At 73.3% G+C, this 12,231-nt stretch carries 14 protein-coding genes and 1 pseudogene; 8 read left to right on the top strand and 7 right to left on the bottom strand.

All coding sequences use genetic code 11. From position 1 onward, the window contains the following. Positions 1–227 precede the first annotated feature (227 nt). Positions 228–1,064 (bottom strand): undecaprenyl-diphosphate phosphatase, encoded by an 837-nt coding sequence (locus tag ACWEVO_RS15370; protein WP_452308170.1) that lies wholly within the window; start codon positions 1,062–1,064, stop codon positions 228–230. After that, entirely contained in the window at positions 1,061–2,113 is a 1,053-nt protein-coding gene (locus ACWEVO_RS15375) for an LLM class F420-dependent oxidoreductase (protein ID WP_452308171.1), read from the bottom strand. Before ACWEVO_RS15375 ends, ACWEVO_RS15370 begins: the two co-directional genes overlap by 4 nt. 167 nt (positions 2,114–2,280) lie before the next feature. Between ACWEVO_RS15375 and ACWEVO_RS15380 the strand changes: the two genes are divergently transcribed. Together ACWEVO_RS15380 and ACWEVO_RS15385 are read left to right on the top strand one after the other, a co-directional pair. Continuing rightward, entirely contained in the window at positions 2,281–3,252 is a 972-nt protein-coding gene (locus ACWEVO_RS15380; protein WP_452308172.1) for an aldo/keto reductase, read from the top strand. Positions 3,253–3,331: 79 nt separating this feature from the next. After that, positions 3,332–3,523 (top strand): DUF5703 family protein, encoded by a 192-nt coding sequence (locus ACWEVO_RS15385; protein WP_073838148.1) that lies wholly within the window; start codon positions 3,332–3,334, stop codon positions 3,521–3,523. Positions 3,524–3,592: 69 nt separating this feature from the next. Here ACWEVO_RS15385 and ACWEVO_RS15390 read toward each other — a convergent pair whose 3' ends face one another. Beyond that, positions 3,593–4,252 (bottom strand): hypothetical protein, encoded by a 660-nt coding sequence (locus ACWEVO_RS15390; protein WP_452308173.1) that lies wholly within the window; start codon positions 4,250–4,252, stop codon positions 3,593–3,595. Between the two features lie 60 nt (positions 4,253–4,312). Continuing rightward, positions 4,313–5,641 (bottom strand): M20/M25/M40 family metallo-hydrolase, encoded by a 1,329-nt coding sequence (locus ACWEVO_RS15395; protein WP_452308174.1) that lies wholly within the window; start codon positions 5,639–5,641, stop codon positions 4,313–4,315. Between the two features lie 189 nt (positions 5,642–5,830). Here ACWEVO_RS15395 and ACWEVO_RS15400 point away from each other — a divergent pair, with 189 nt between their 5' ends. The 3 genes from ACWEVO_RS15400 to ACWEVO_RS15410 all read left to right on the top strand — a co-directional run bounded on the left by ACWEVO_RS15400 (position 5,831) and on the right by ACWEVO_RS15410 (position 7,772). Beyond that, positions 5,831–6,448, top strand: a complete 618-nt coding sequence (locus tag ACWEVO_RS15400; protein WP_452308175.1) for a hemerythrin domain-containing protein — start codon at positions 5,831–5,833, stop codon at positions 6,446–6,448. An 81-nt stretch (positions 6,449–6,529) separates the two neighbouring features. Then, positions 6,530–7,516 carry a LysR family transcriptional regulator gene (locus ACWEVO_RS15405; RefSeq protein WP_452308176.1) on the top strand — a complete coding sequence of 329 codons (987 nt, stop codon included), beginning with the start codon at positions 6,530–6,532 and terminating at the stop codon, positions 7,514–7,516. A gap of 19 nt (positions 7,517–7,535) precedes the next feature. Then, positions 7,536–7,772, top strand: coding sequence for a hypothetical protein (locus ACWEVO_RS15410; protein WP_452308177.1), 237 nt, complete (start codon positions 7,536–7,538; stop codon positions 7,770–7,772). A gap of 57 nt (positions 7,773–7,829) precedes the next feature. Here ACWEVO_RS15410 and ACWEVO_RS15415 read toward each other — a convergent pair whose 3' ends face one another. From ACWEVO_RS15415 to ACWEVO_RS15425, 3 genes are read right to left on the bottom strand one after another with little or no spacing between them, the layout of a single operon-like run. Next, the gene (locus tag ACWEVO_RS15415; RefSeq protein ID WP_452308178.1) at positions 7,830–8,180 is read right to left on the bottom strand and encodes a DUF3140 domain-containing protein; all 351 of its coding nucleotides are present in this window, start codon (positions 8,178–8,180) and stop codon (positions 7,830–7,832) included. Continuing rightward, positions 8,180–8,353, bottom strand: coding sequence for a hypothetical protein (locus ACWEVO_RS15420; RefSeq protein ID WP_452308179.1), 174 nt, complete (start codon positions 8,351–8,353; stop codon positions 8,180–8,182). Before ACWEVO_RS15420 ends, ACWEVO_RS15415 begins: the two co-directional genes overlap by 1 nt. A 38-nt stretch (positions 8,354–8,391) precedes the next feature. After that, the gene (locus tag ACWEVO_RS15425; RefSeq protein ID WP_452308180.1) at positions 8,392–10,941 is read right to left on the bottom strand and encodes an ATP-dependent Clp protease ATP-binding subunit; all 2,550 of its coding nucleotides are present in this window, start codon (positions 10,939–10,941) and stop codon (positions 8,392–8,394) included. A 140-nt stretch (positions 10,942–11,081) separates the two neighbouring features. On the opposite strand from ACWEVO_RS15425, the gene ACWEVO_RS15430 reads away from it, so the two are divergent. The 3 genes and pseudogenes from ACWEVO_RS15430 to ACWEVO_RS15440 all read left to right on the top strand — a co-directional run. Further along, complete coding sequence (locus ACWEVO_RS15430) at positions 11,082–11,459, top strand: hypothetical protein (RefSeq protein ID WP_452308181.1); 378 nt, start codon at positions 11,082–11,084, stop codon at positions 11,457–11,459. Between the two features lie 182 nt (positions 11,460–11,641). After that, the gene (locus ACWEVO_RS15435) at positions 11,642–11,902 is read left to right on the top strand and encodes a hypothetical protein (protein WP_123243425.1); all 261 of its coding nucleotides are present in this window, start codon (positions 11,642–11,644) and stop codon (positions 11,900–11,902) included. An 11-nt stretch (positions 11,903–11,913) separates the two neighbouring features. Continuing rightward, a pseudogene (locus tag ACWEVO_RS15440) lies at positions 11,914–12,231 on the top strand (hypothetical protein); the annotation flags it as partial.

Genomic DNA, 12,231 nt, shown 5'->3' on the forward strand with positions numbered 1-12,231 from the left:
ACCCTGGCGTTTGAGAAGGGTCTGAAGCAGGTCGACGGGTGGCAGGACATGCCGCTGACCCAGGCCGCGCAGACCGTGCAGGTCTCGGCCTACCCGGACGCGTACGCGCAGTGGGAGCAGCAGGCCGCCGACCTCGTCGCCCAGCACTGGAACAGCTGACACACACAGAAACAACACGCTGGCCGGCACCCCGAGAGGGTGCCGGCCAGCGGCATATCCGGAGCGGCTCAGGTGGCGCTGATCGTGCCGGTGAGCAGCAGGCACAGCACCAGGGTGCCGAGCGCCACCCGGTACAGCACGAAGAGGTACAGGGTGTGGTGGGCGACGTAGCGCAGCAGCCAGGCAATGGCCGCGTAGCCGATGGCGAAGGCGATCACCGTGGCGACGACCATCTGGGCCACGGTCGGCGCGGCGGTGCCCGGCTCCGCCGGTTCGAAGACGTCACCGAGGCTGAACACGCCGGACAGCACCACGGCCGGGATGGCCAGCAGGAACGAGTACCGCGCCGCGGTCTCCCGGGTGAGGTTGAGCAGCAGTCCGAAGGTGAGGGTGCCGCCGGAGCGGGACACCCCGGGGATCAGCGCCATGGCCTGCGCGAAGCCCATGACGATGCCGTCGCGCATCCGGAAGTTCTCCAGCGTGCGGGTCTGCCGCCCCCAGTACTCGGCGAAGGCCAGCACCAGCGCGAAGAAGATCAGCGTGAAGGAGATCAGGTACAGGTTTCGGGCCGTGTCGCGGATGGCGTCCTTGAAGAGCAGACCCAGGACGCCGATCGGGATGGTGCCGACGATGACGTACCAACCCATCCGGTAGTCGAGGCTGGACCGGACCGACCGGTCGACCAGCCCGAGGAACCAGGTGCGGATGATCCGCCAGATGTCCTTGAAGAAGTAGATGAGCACCGCCGCCTCGGTGCCGAGCTGGGTCACCGCGGTGAAGGAGGCGCCGGCGTCCCGGCCGAAGAAGATCGCCGAGGTGATCCGCAGGTGCCCGGAGGAGGAGACGGGCAGGAATTCCGTGAGCCCCTGGACGATGCCCAGGACGATGGCCTCGACCCAGGTCACTCGCCGACTCCGGACAGGTCGAGGGCCTCGGCGACGGTACGCAGGGTCTGCACGCCGCTGTCCCGGTCGGCGACGAAGAGCGTCACCGACAGGGTGGTCACGCCGGCGGCAGCGTACTCCCGCATCCGCTCGGCGATGCGCTCCTTCGGGCCGAGCAGCGAGGTGCGGTCGATGAACTCCATCGGCACCGCGGCGGCCGCGTCGCGCTGCCGCTTGGCCAGGTAGAGGTCCTGGACCTCACGGGCGGCGTCGCCGTAGCCCATCCGGGTGGCGAGCTGGTTGTAGAAGTTCTGCTGCCGGCTGCCCATCCCCCCGACGTACAGGGCGGCGTACCAGCGGACCAGCTCGGCGCAGCTGGCGATGTCGTCACCGACCACCACCGGCACCGACGGGACCACGTCGAAGCCGGCCAGCTCCTTGCCGACCTTCGCCCGCCCGGCGCGCACCGAGGCGAGCTGCTCCTCGGCGAACTCCGGGGCGTAGAAGACGGCCAGCCAGCCATCGGCGATCTCGCCGGCCAGCTCCAGGTTCCTGAGGCCGACCGCGGCCAGGTAGATCGGGATGTGGTCGCGCGGCGGGTGGAAGCCCAGCCGCAGCGCCTTGCCCGGTCCGTCGGGCAGCGGCAGGGTGTAGTGCTCGCCGGCGTACGCCACCTCCTTGCGGGCGACCGCCAGCTTCACGATGTCCACGTACTCCCGGGTCCGGGCCAGGGGCTTGGCGAACCGGACGCCGTGCCAGCCCTCGGAGACCTGCGGGCCGGAGACGCCGAGGCCGAGCCGGAACCGGCCGCCGGAGAGGGCGTCGATGGTCGCCGCCGTCATCGCGGTCATCGCCGGGGTACGGGCCGGGATCTGCATGACGGCGCTGCCCACGTCGATCCGCTCGGTCTGGCCGGCCATCCAGGCCAGCATGCTCGGCGAGTCGGAGCCGTAGGCCTCCGCGGCCCACACCACCGAGTAGCCGAGCCGATCCGCCTCCTGGGCCAGAGCCAGGTGGTCGGCCGGCGTGCTCCACGCCGTCTGGTATCCGAGGCTGAGCCCGAGTCGCACTGGTCCTCCCACCATCCGCACCACAGGTCGCATCAGGTTACGCAATGCGGGTAGCGGAGCCGATCACCGGCTCACCCCGAACCGTCGCACCCGGCCGGGAGGGTGGAGCAGGAAGTTGACTCCGGGCGAGGATGTCCGGGACGGCAGGTTCGAAATAAGGTTCACGCATGCAACAGCGACCGCTCGGCCGAAGCGGGCTGGCGGTTTCGCGGCTCGCGCTCGGCACCATGACCTGGGGACGGGACACCGACGCCGACGACGCGGCCGCCCAGCTGAAGAGCTACCTCGACGCGGGCGGCAACCTGGTGGACACCGCCGACGTGTACGCCGACGGCGACGCCGAGTCGGTGATCGGCTCGCTGCTGGGCGGCCTGGTCCCCCGCGACGAGCTGCTCATCGCCACCAAGGCGGGGCTACGGCCGGGCAGCGGCCGCCGCCGGGACAACTCCCGCGGCCACCTGCTGCGCACCCTGGAGGCCTCGCTGCGCCGGCTCGGCACCGACCACGTCGACCTCTGGCAGGTGCACGGGTACGACCCCGACACCCCGCTCGAGGAGACCCTGTCCGCCCTGGATCACGCGGTGTCCAGCGGCAAGGCCCGGTACGTGGGGGTGTCGAACTTCTCCGGCTGGCAGACCGCCCGCGCCGCCGCCTGGCAGGCCGCCTGGCCGGGCCGCGCCCCGGTGGTCGCCGCCCAGGTGGAGTACTCGCTGCTGGAGCGGGGGGTGGAGCGCGAGGTGCTGCCCGCCTGCGAGGCGCTCGGGCTGGGGGTGCTGCCCTGGTCGCCGCTGGGCCGCGGGGTGCTCACCGGCAAGTACCGCAACGGCCGCCCGGCGGACTCCCGGGCCGCCTCGCCGCATTTCGAGCGGTTCGTCACCCCGTACCTGGAGCCGCGCTGCTCCAGCATCGTGGAGGCGGTCGCCACCGCCGCCGGCGGGCTGGGCGTGTCGCCCATGGAGGTGGCCCTGGCCTGGATCCGGGACCGGCCGGGGGTGACCGCGCCGATCCTCGGCGCCCGCACCGTGGGGCAGCTGCTCGGCGCCCTGCAGGTGGAGCGGATGACGCTGCCGGAGGAGATCGTCACCGCCCTGGACGACGTCTCGGCGGTGCCGGTCGGCTATCCGGAACGGGACGGCTGATCGGGCCGCCGCCCGACACGCGATTTAGCTCACCGTCCGGGGGTGGCGCCGGGCTTTCGGGCTGGGCAGCATAGGAGCCATGGACTACGAATACGCGCCGCTGCGGTTGCCCGCGAATGTCGACCGGTTGACCGCCGCGGCGCAGCTGGCGATCCAGGCGGAGTTCTCCGGATGGGAGCTGGCCCGGGTGCGGCTGTACCGGGACGGGACGCGGCAGGTGATGCTGCGCCGTCGCCGGGTGAACCAGCCGCAGCCGGGCCTGTCGTACTGAGGGCGCACCCCGGGACGACGGCACCCCCGAGGCCGGTACCGCACGGTCGGGCCCCGGGGGCGTCACGCGCTAGTGGGCGTGGTCGTGGTCGTGCTCCTCGTCGAGCTCGAGGAACGGGTGCTCGTCGAGCCGGCCGACCAGCCGGTCGTCGGCGGCCGGCTGGAACGGGCCCACCGGGTCGTCGTCGTCGAACGACTCGAGGTCGACCGGGGTGCCGACCTCGCTGACCATGACCACGCCGTCGAGCGGCTCCAGCTCGGGCACGTCCAGCGCGCTGAGCGAGCCGTCGCCGCTCTGCAGCAGCTCCAGCACCGCCTCGCCGACGCCCTCGACCGGGGCCGGCTCATCCTCCTCCGGGGTGCCCTCGCGGCGGGCCGCCTCGGCCGCCCGGATCAGGGCGGAGACGCTCGGCACCCGGTAGTCGCGGCGCTGCCGCACCGAGATGACCCGCGGGTGCGGGTCGGTGGCCTCGACCCCCTCGACGGCGCCGAAGCGCTCGTCGGCCTCGTCCGGGTCGATCGACTCGACGTCCCAGGGGGTCACCTCGCCGAAGGCGTCGAGCAGCTGCTCGTCGTAGGCGAAGGAGGCGTTGTTCAACGCGACGTACGCCTGCCAGACGGCGTCGTCGTCGATCCGGCCCTGAGCGGCGCGGACGGCGGCCAGATGGGCACGGGCCGCGTCGATCACCCGCTCGAGGGCGGCGTCCAGCTCACCGTGCTGGTCGGTCATGTGAGGCAGTCCCTTCCGATGGGGGAGATTCCGCGCCGACGGGTGACGCGACGGACACGGTTAGCAGTTGCGGAGAAACCGGTCGAGCACCCGCACGCCGAACTGTAGTCCGTCCACCGGTACCCGCTCGTCGATGCCATGGAACAGGCCGGAGAAATTGAGGTCGGCGGGCAGCCGCAGGGGCGCGAAGCCGAAGCAGCGGATGCCGAGCGGGGCGAACGCCTTGGCGTCGGTGCCGCCGGAGAGCATGTACGGCACCGGGCGGGCGCCCGGGTCCTCGGCGCGCAGCGCCGCGGACATCGCGGCGACCAGGTCGCCGTCGAAGGTGGTCTCCAGGGCCGGCTGGCGCTGGACGTACTCGATGTCGATGTCCGGACCGACCAGCTCGCGCAGCTGCCGCTCCAACAGCTCCGACTGCCCCGGAAGGCTGCGACAGTCGATGGTGGCGGTGGCCCGCCCGGGGATGACGTTGTCCTTGTAGCCGGCGTTGAGCCGGGTCGGGTTGGCGGTGCTGCGGATGGTGGCGCCGACGATGTTGGCGATGGGCCCCAGCTTGGCGATCGCGGTCTCCGGGTCGTCCGGGTCGATCTCGATGCCGAGGACGTCGGAGACCTCCGCCAGGAAGGCGCGCACGGTGGCGGTGATCGTCACCGGGAAGCGGTGCCGCCCGATCCGGGCCACCGCCTCGGCCAGCGCGGTGACCGCGTTGTCGTCGTGGATGAAGGAACCGTGGCCGGGGCGGCCCTTGGCGTGCAGCCGCAGCCAGTCGATCCCCTTCTCGGCGGTCTCGATGAGGTAGAGCCGGGTGGCCTCGTTGACCGAGTACGAGAAGCCGCCCACCTCGCCGACCGCCTCGGTGCAGCCGTCGAAGAGGTGCCGGTGCCGCTCCGCCAGGAAGCGCGCGCCGTAGTCGCTGCCGGCCTCCTCGTCGGCGGTGAACGCGAGCACGATGTCGCGGGGCGGGCGGACGCCGGCGCGCTGCCAGCCGCGGACCACGGCCAGCACCATCGCGTCGAAGTCCTTCATGTCGATCGCGCCACGGCCCCACAGGTAACCGTCGCGCAGCTCCCCGGAGAACGGGTGCACCGACCACTCGTCGGGGTCGGCGGGCACCACGTCGAGGTGGCCGTGCACCAGCAGCGCGTCCCGGGCGGGGTCGGTGCCCGGGATGCGGGCGACCACGTTGGCCCGGCCGGGGGCCGACTCGTGGATCTCGGCGTCGACGCCGACCTCGGCGAGCTTGGCCGCGACGTACTCCGCCGCGCGGCGCTCCCCGACGCTGGTGTCGTTGTCGCCGGTGTTGGTGGTGTCGATGCGCAGCAGGTCACGGCAGAGGTCCACGACCTCGTCGGCGGGGTCCGGTCGGGCGGAGGCGGGGTCGCTCGTCATCGCTTCTTCATACCAGCCCGCCCGGAGGACCGGCCCGCCCCCGCCCCGGCGCGGTTTCGCGGATCGCGCGGACGGGTACCGCCGCACCGTCCCGGACCACCACACCCGTCGATCGGCTGCCCGGGGTCGCGGCACGGCGGACCCGCCGCGACCGGACGGCCCTGGACGGTTCCCGCCGAGGAGGTCGCCATGACCGTTCCCCTGCCCCCGCTGCCGCCCGCCGCCGACGACGCGTACCGGCCGGGCGGGCGGAGCCTGGCCGACATCGTGGACCGGGAGCACCGGGCGCTGCTCGGCCTGGCCGAGCAGGTCACCGACGCGGGCCTACCGGCCGAGCGCCGGCAGGAGGTGCTCGACGTGCTCACCGCCGCGGTGTCCCGGCACCTCTCCGCCGAGGAGCAGTACCTCTTCCCGGCCGCGCGGGCCGCCGTGCCGGAGAGCGCCGAGCTGGTGGACCGGGAGATCGAGGCGGACGCCGCGCTGCTGACCGCCCTGAAGGGACTGTCGGGGGCCGACGAGGCGGCGCTCGCCGACGTCGCCGACCGGGTGACCCGGCACGTCAGTCGGGTCGCCGCGCTGATCACCCCGCTGCGCGAGGTGGCGACGGACGCCGAGCTGATCCGGCTGGGCAACCGGTGGGAGATCGCCGAGGAGGCGGCACCGACCCGGCCGCACCCGGGCACCCCGGCCACCCCACCCTGGAACAAGATCGTGGAGCCGGCGGTCGGCGTGCTGGACAAGGTCCGGGACGCGGTGACCGGCCGACGTACCCACCTGTCGGACCTGGGGCGCCCGCCCCGCCACTGAGCCCAGTGCATCGACTGATCGGCATACGCCGATGACGAGACGACCCTTCCGCACGCCGGTTCGTGGTCCTACCGTCACCGTATGAATCTGGAGCTGCGACACCTGCGGGTGGTCTGTGCGATCGCGGAGACGGGAAGCGTCACCAAGGCCGCCTCCATCCTCGGCCTGGCCCAGCCGGCGCTGACCGCCCAGCTCCAGCGCATCGAACGGGCCCTCGGCGGGTCGCTGTTCGAGCGGGACCGCCGGGGCGCCCGCCCCACCCCCCTGGGTGAGCTGGTGCTGGACCGGGCCCGGGTGCTGCTGCCGGCGATGAAGGGGCTGCAGGACGAGGCGGCCCGGCTGGCCGGCGCGGGCGACCCGCTGCGGCGGTACCGGTTCGGCGGGGTGAACAGCCCCATCCTGGGCCGGCTGGTGCACCGGCTCGCCGCCGAGCAGCCCGAGGTCCAGATCACCACGTACGCCTCCTGGTCGGTGGACGAGCTGGCCCAGCTGGTGGCCGGTGGCCGGCTCGACTTCGCGCTCACCGGGGTGTGCGGTGACGCCACGCCGTCGGCGGAGTCCGGGTTGAGCTGGCGGGAGGTCGCCGTCGACCCGGTCTTCGTGCTGTTGAGACAGAGCCACCCGATGGCCGGCCGCGACGAGATCGACCTGGTGGACCTGCGCCGCGAGCAGTGGGTGGCGGCGCCCGGCGACGGCTGCTTCGGCGACTGCTTCGCCGCCGCCTGCGCCCGCGCCGGATTCACCCCGCGCAAGCTGTACGAGGCGGACGTGCGCGGCTGCCTGGACCTGGTCGACGCGGGCGAGGCGATCGCGCTGTGCCAGGCCACCTTCCGCCCGGTCGCCGGGCTGCTGACCCGCCGGCTGGCCGGGGCGCCGCTGCGCTGGCGGCTGCTGCTCGGCTGGCATCCGGACGCGCCGGCCGCCCGGGTCGCCGAGACGGTGCTGGAGACGGCGGTGGCCGCGTACACCGACGCCCTGGCCAACCATCCGGACTACCTGGCCTGGCTGCTGCGCCACCCGGACTTCGGCGCCCAGCCGGCGACGGCCGGCGGGGTGCGAAGCGCCTGAACGCGGGTATCACGCCGACATGACTGATCTGTACCCCGCCGCCGACCAGCGGGAGCTGCTGCGCCAGGCGGCCGCCGCGCACACCGCCGCCTCCACCGACGTCGAGACCTTCCTGCGCCGGCTGCCGGAGGTGCCCGAACCGGCGGACATCACCGAGTACGCCAACCTGCTCAGCCGGGAGGAACGCGCCCGCGCCGACCGCCAGGCCGCCGCGGACGCCGCCGGCCTGCAGCTGCCCAGCATGGAATCGGAGTAACCGGCACGGACGCGGGCGGCACCCGGGCTCCCCGGGTGCCGCCGTTGGTGCCGTCCGTCAGCGTTCGATGAGCACGTCGTGGCCGAGGTCGAGCAGCGCGTGCCGCCACTCGTCGTCGGCGTTGCCCCGGCGCGGCTTCTCCGCGGTGAGCGCCCGGATCCGCTCGATGGCGTCCCGCATCACCTCGATGTCCTCCGGGGTGAGGTCCACCTTGCGCTTGCTGAGCACGTGCAGGATCTGCCGACCCGGCTCGGGCAGGTCGAGGTCCGGGTTCGGGCCGAACGCCTCCTCCCCCGAGCCGCGGGTCAGCAGCCACTGGCGCAGCTGCTCGGAGGGGACGTTCACCTCGGCGTGGAAGTCGTCCCAGATCACCTCGACCTCGGGGTCGAGTCGCGCCTCGCGTACCATCACGCCTCCTCTCCCGGCGGCGGCCCGGACGGCGTCCGGTCGCCCTCACCCTCTTCGGTGTGCTGCTTCAAGCCCTCGGGCGGCACCTTGACCCGGGACGGGTTCGCCGTCGGGGGCGCGACGATCGGTTCGCTGCGTTCGGTGTCCTCCCGGGTCTCCTGCGGTTCGGTCATCTCCGCCCTCCGCTCGGTCGGGGCTGGGCCGTCCTGACTCATCGCGGGTGGGACGTCGTCGCCGCCGTGTAGCCGCGGTCGCCGGCGCCCACCTCGATGGCGAGCTGGCCGTCCCGCGCGTCCACGACGACCTTCTGGCCCGGGGAGATCTCGTTCTCCAGCAGCATCCGGGAGAGCCGGTTGTCCACCTCCCGCTGGATCACCCGGCGCAGCGGCCGGGCGCCGAACTCGGGCTGGTAGCCGTGCTCGGCGAGCCAGTCGATGCCGGCGGTGGTGAAGTCGACCTGGATGTCCTGCGCGTGCAGCCGGCGCCGGGTCTCCTCCAGCAGCAGCCCGGTGATCTGGCGCAACTGCTCGGCCTCCAGCCGCTGGAAGATGATCACCTCGTCGATCCGGTTGATGAACTCCGGCCGGAAGTTCTCCTGCAGCCGCCGCATCAGGCGTTCCCGCAGCTCACTGGCCTCCTGCTGGCCGGGCTCGCCGGTGGCGAAGCCGACCGTGCGCTGGGTGCCGGTGATCAGCTCCGAGCCCAGGTTGCTCGTCATGATCAGTACGGTGTTCTTGAAGTTGACCGTACGGCCCTGGCTGTCGGTGAGCCGGCCGTCGTCGAGCACCTGGAGCAGGATGTTGAACACGTCCGGGTGGGCCTTCTCGATCTCGTCCAGCAGCACCACCGCGTACGGGCGGCGGCGGACCGCCTCGGTGAGCTGGCCGGCCTCCTCGTAGCCGACGTATCCGGGCGGCGCGCCGACCAGCCGGCTGACCGTGTGCCGCTCCTGGAACTCGCTCATGTCCACCCGGACCATCCGGTCCGCCTCGCCGAAGAGCGCCTCGGCGAGAGCGCGGGCCAGCTCCGTCTTGCCGACGCCGGTGGGACCCAGGAAGAGGAAGCTGCCCATCGGCCGGTTCGGGTCGGCCAGCCCGGTACGGGAGCGGCGCACCGCCTCGGCGACCGCGCTGACCGCCTCGTCCTGGCCGACCACCTTCTCGTGCAGGTGCCCCTCCAGGCGCAGCAGCCGGTCGCGTTCCTCCTCGGTGAGCTGGTTGACCGGGATGCCGGTGGCCCGGGAGACCACCTCGGCGATCTCCTTCGGCCCCACCTCCGGCACCTGGTTGGGGCCCTCGTCACCGCGGGCGCGCCGGATCTGCTCCTCCAGCTCGGCGGTGCGGTCGCGCAGCTGGGAGGCCCGCTCGTACTGCTCGTCGGAGACGGCCTGCTCCTTGTCCCGGCGTACCTCGTCTAGCTGCTGCTCCAGCTCTCGCACGTCGGCGGCCGGGGTGCGGGTGCGCAACCGGACCCGGGCGCCGGCCTGGTCGATCAGGTCGATCGCCTTGTCCGGCAGGTACCGGTCGGTGACGTACCGGTCGGACAGCTCGGCGGCGGCCACCAGGGCCTCGTCGGTGAACCGGACCTGGTGGTGGGCCTCGTAGCGGTCCCGCAGGCCGCGGAGGATCGCGATGGTGTCGTCGACGGTGGGCTCGGGGATCAGCACCGGCTGGAACCGGCGGGCCAGGGCGGCGTCCTTCTCGATGCTGCGCCGGTACTCGTCCAGCGTGGTCGCGCCGATCACCCGCAGCTCGCCGCGGGCCAGGGCGGGCTTGAGCATGTTGGACGCGTCCATGCCGCCCTCGCTGCCGGCGCCACCCGCGCCGACCAGGGTGTGGATCTCGTCCAGGAAGATGATCAGCTCCTCCCGGTGGGCCCGGATCTCGTCGATCACCTTCTTCAGGCGTTCCTCGAAGTCGCCCCGGTAACGGGTGCCGGCGACCAGGCCGGCCAGGTCGAGTTGGATCACCCGCTTGCCGATCAGCGTCTGCGGCACGTCGCCGTCGCAGATCCGCTCGGCCAGCCCCTCCACGATGGCCGTCTTGCCGACCCCGGCCTCGCCGATCAGCACCGGGTTGTTCTTGGTCCGCCGGGAGAGGATCTCCACAGCCTGCTCGATCTCGTCGGCGCGGCCGATCACCGGGTCGATCTGGTCCATCCGGGCCAGGTCGGTGAGGTCCTGGCCGTACTGGTCCAGGGTGGGGGTGCCCCGGTCCGGCTTCGGGCCGGTCATCGGGCCGCGTTCGGCGCTGGCCGCCTGCAACGACTCGGGCTGGATCCGGCCGGCCGCGAGCATCCGCCCGGCCGGCGACTCCGGGTTGAGCGGCAGGGCCATCAGGATGTGCTCGGGACCGATGTAGTTCGCGCCCATCGCCCGGGAGAGCTGGTGCGCGTCGAGCAGCGCCCGCTTCGCCGCCGGGGTGAGCGACAGATTCGGCGGCACCTCGCCCCGTGGCGCCCCGTCGCCCCGTCCGCCCAGCGCGTTGACCAGCGCGTCCGGGTCGGCGCCGGCCCGGCGTACCAGATCGCGCAGCGGCTCGCGTTGCAACGCCGCCCAGAGCAGGTGGTCGGTGTCCAGGTCGTTGCTGTGCTTCTGGGCCGCCCGGCGGGCCGCGTCGGCGAGCATCTCCCGCGCGTCCGCGGTCATCAACCGGGTGATGTCCACCCGGTGCGCCGGCCGGCGTCCCCCCTCGCCCCGGCCGAAGTACCGGGCCAGGAACTCGTCCCACGGGTCGTTGCCGAAGTCACCGGGTCCCATCATCTCTGTCCTCCGCAGTCGGTCGGCACGGCCGGGGCGCGACATGGCGCGGCACGGTCGGCGGTGGCTACCCGGCGCTCGGCGCGACAAACGCGGCGGCCGCGCGCGGGGGCGTCGGCCGCCCCGGGTGGCAGGCTGGGGCCATGGAGAGCAGACCGCTGCTGATCGTCGACGGCGCGAACGTGGTGGGCTCCCGCCCGGACGGCTGGTGGCGGGACCGGGCCGGGGCCGCGGCCCGGCTGCGCGACGCGCTGGTGCCCCTCGGCACGGCCGGCGTACCGCCGGAGCTGCCGCCACCGGTGGAGGTGGTGCTGGTGCTGGAGGGCGCGGCGCGCGACGTGCCGGCGGTGCCCGGGGTCACCGTGGTGGCCGCGCGGGGCTCCGGCGACGACACCATCGTCGACCTGGTGGCGGCGGCGCCGGAGCGGCGCCGGGTGGTGGTCACCGCCGACCGGGAGCTGCGGTCCCGGGTGGGCGCGCTGGGCGCCGAGGTGTACGGGCCGCGCCGGCTGCCCCGCTGACCGCCGTCCGTCGACGGGACCGGCCGTCTCACCGGCGGGACCCCCCGCGACCGGCGGCGCCGACTCTTCCCGCACCTCAGCGGCACAATCGGACAGCAGGGCAGGAACACCGCGAGGGCGGATGTTCGCCCACCCCTCGGGATGGGTTGTAATGGAGATCTCCCTTGCCCCCAGGAGGTCCCGTGGCGAGCGTCGCCGAGCTGAAGGCAGCCATCGATGTCGCCCTCCAGCAGATAGGTGACGGGCAGACAGCCGTGCAGGCGGCCGGCGAGAAGCTGGCCGAGGCGCAGCAGACCCTGGCCGGCGCGTTGGAAGGCAGCGGGCACGAGACCGTCGAGGCGGCCCAGGCCTCGCTGACCCAGGCCGCCCAGGAGCTGGAGGAGTGCCTCGCCGCCACCCTGACCGCGGTCGAGCAGGCGCAGCTCTACGTCGCCACCCTCTGAAAGGCCGGGCCGTGTCCATCGTCGAGGACATCGGCGCGCAGGTCCGCGCCGCTGCCGAGGAACTGCCCCTGGCCCCGCTCGCGCTGGCCCTGGAGAAGTTCGGCCAGGCCACCGAGCGGCTGCGCTGGGTACGCCAGGAGTCGGCCAACCCGATGGGGGTGCCGGAGCTGTCCGCCGCCACCGAACACGCCGAGGCCGCCGCCCACACGCTGCGGGTCGCCCAGGAGCAGCTCACCGCGTACCTGGCCGCGATCGGGCTGGCCGCCGACGGCGCGCCCACCCCGACCGGCGAGCGGCGCCGGCTCCGACACGACGCGCCGCGGGGCGAC

The sequence above is a fragment of the Micromonospora sp. NPDC003776 genome (genome assembly GCF_053605645.1).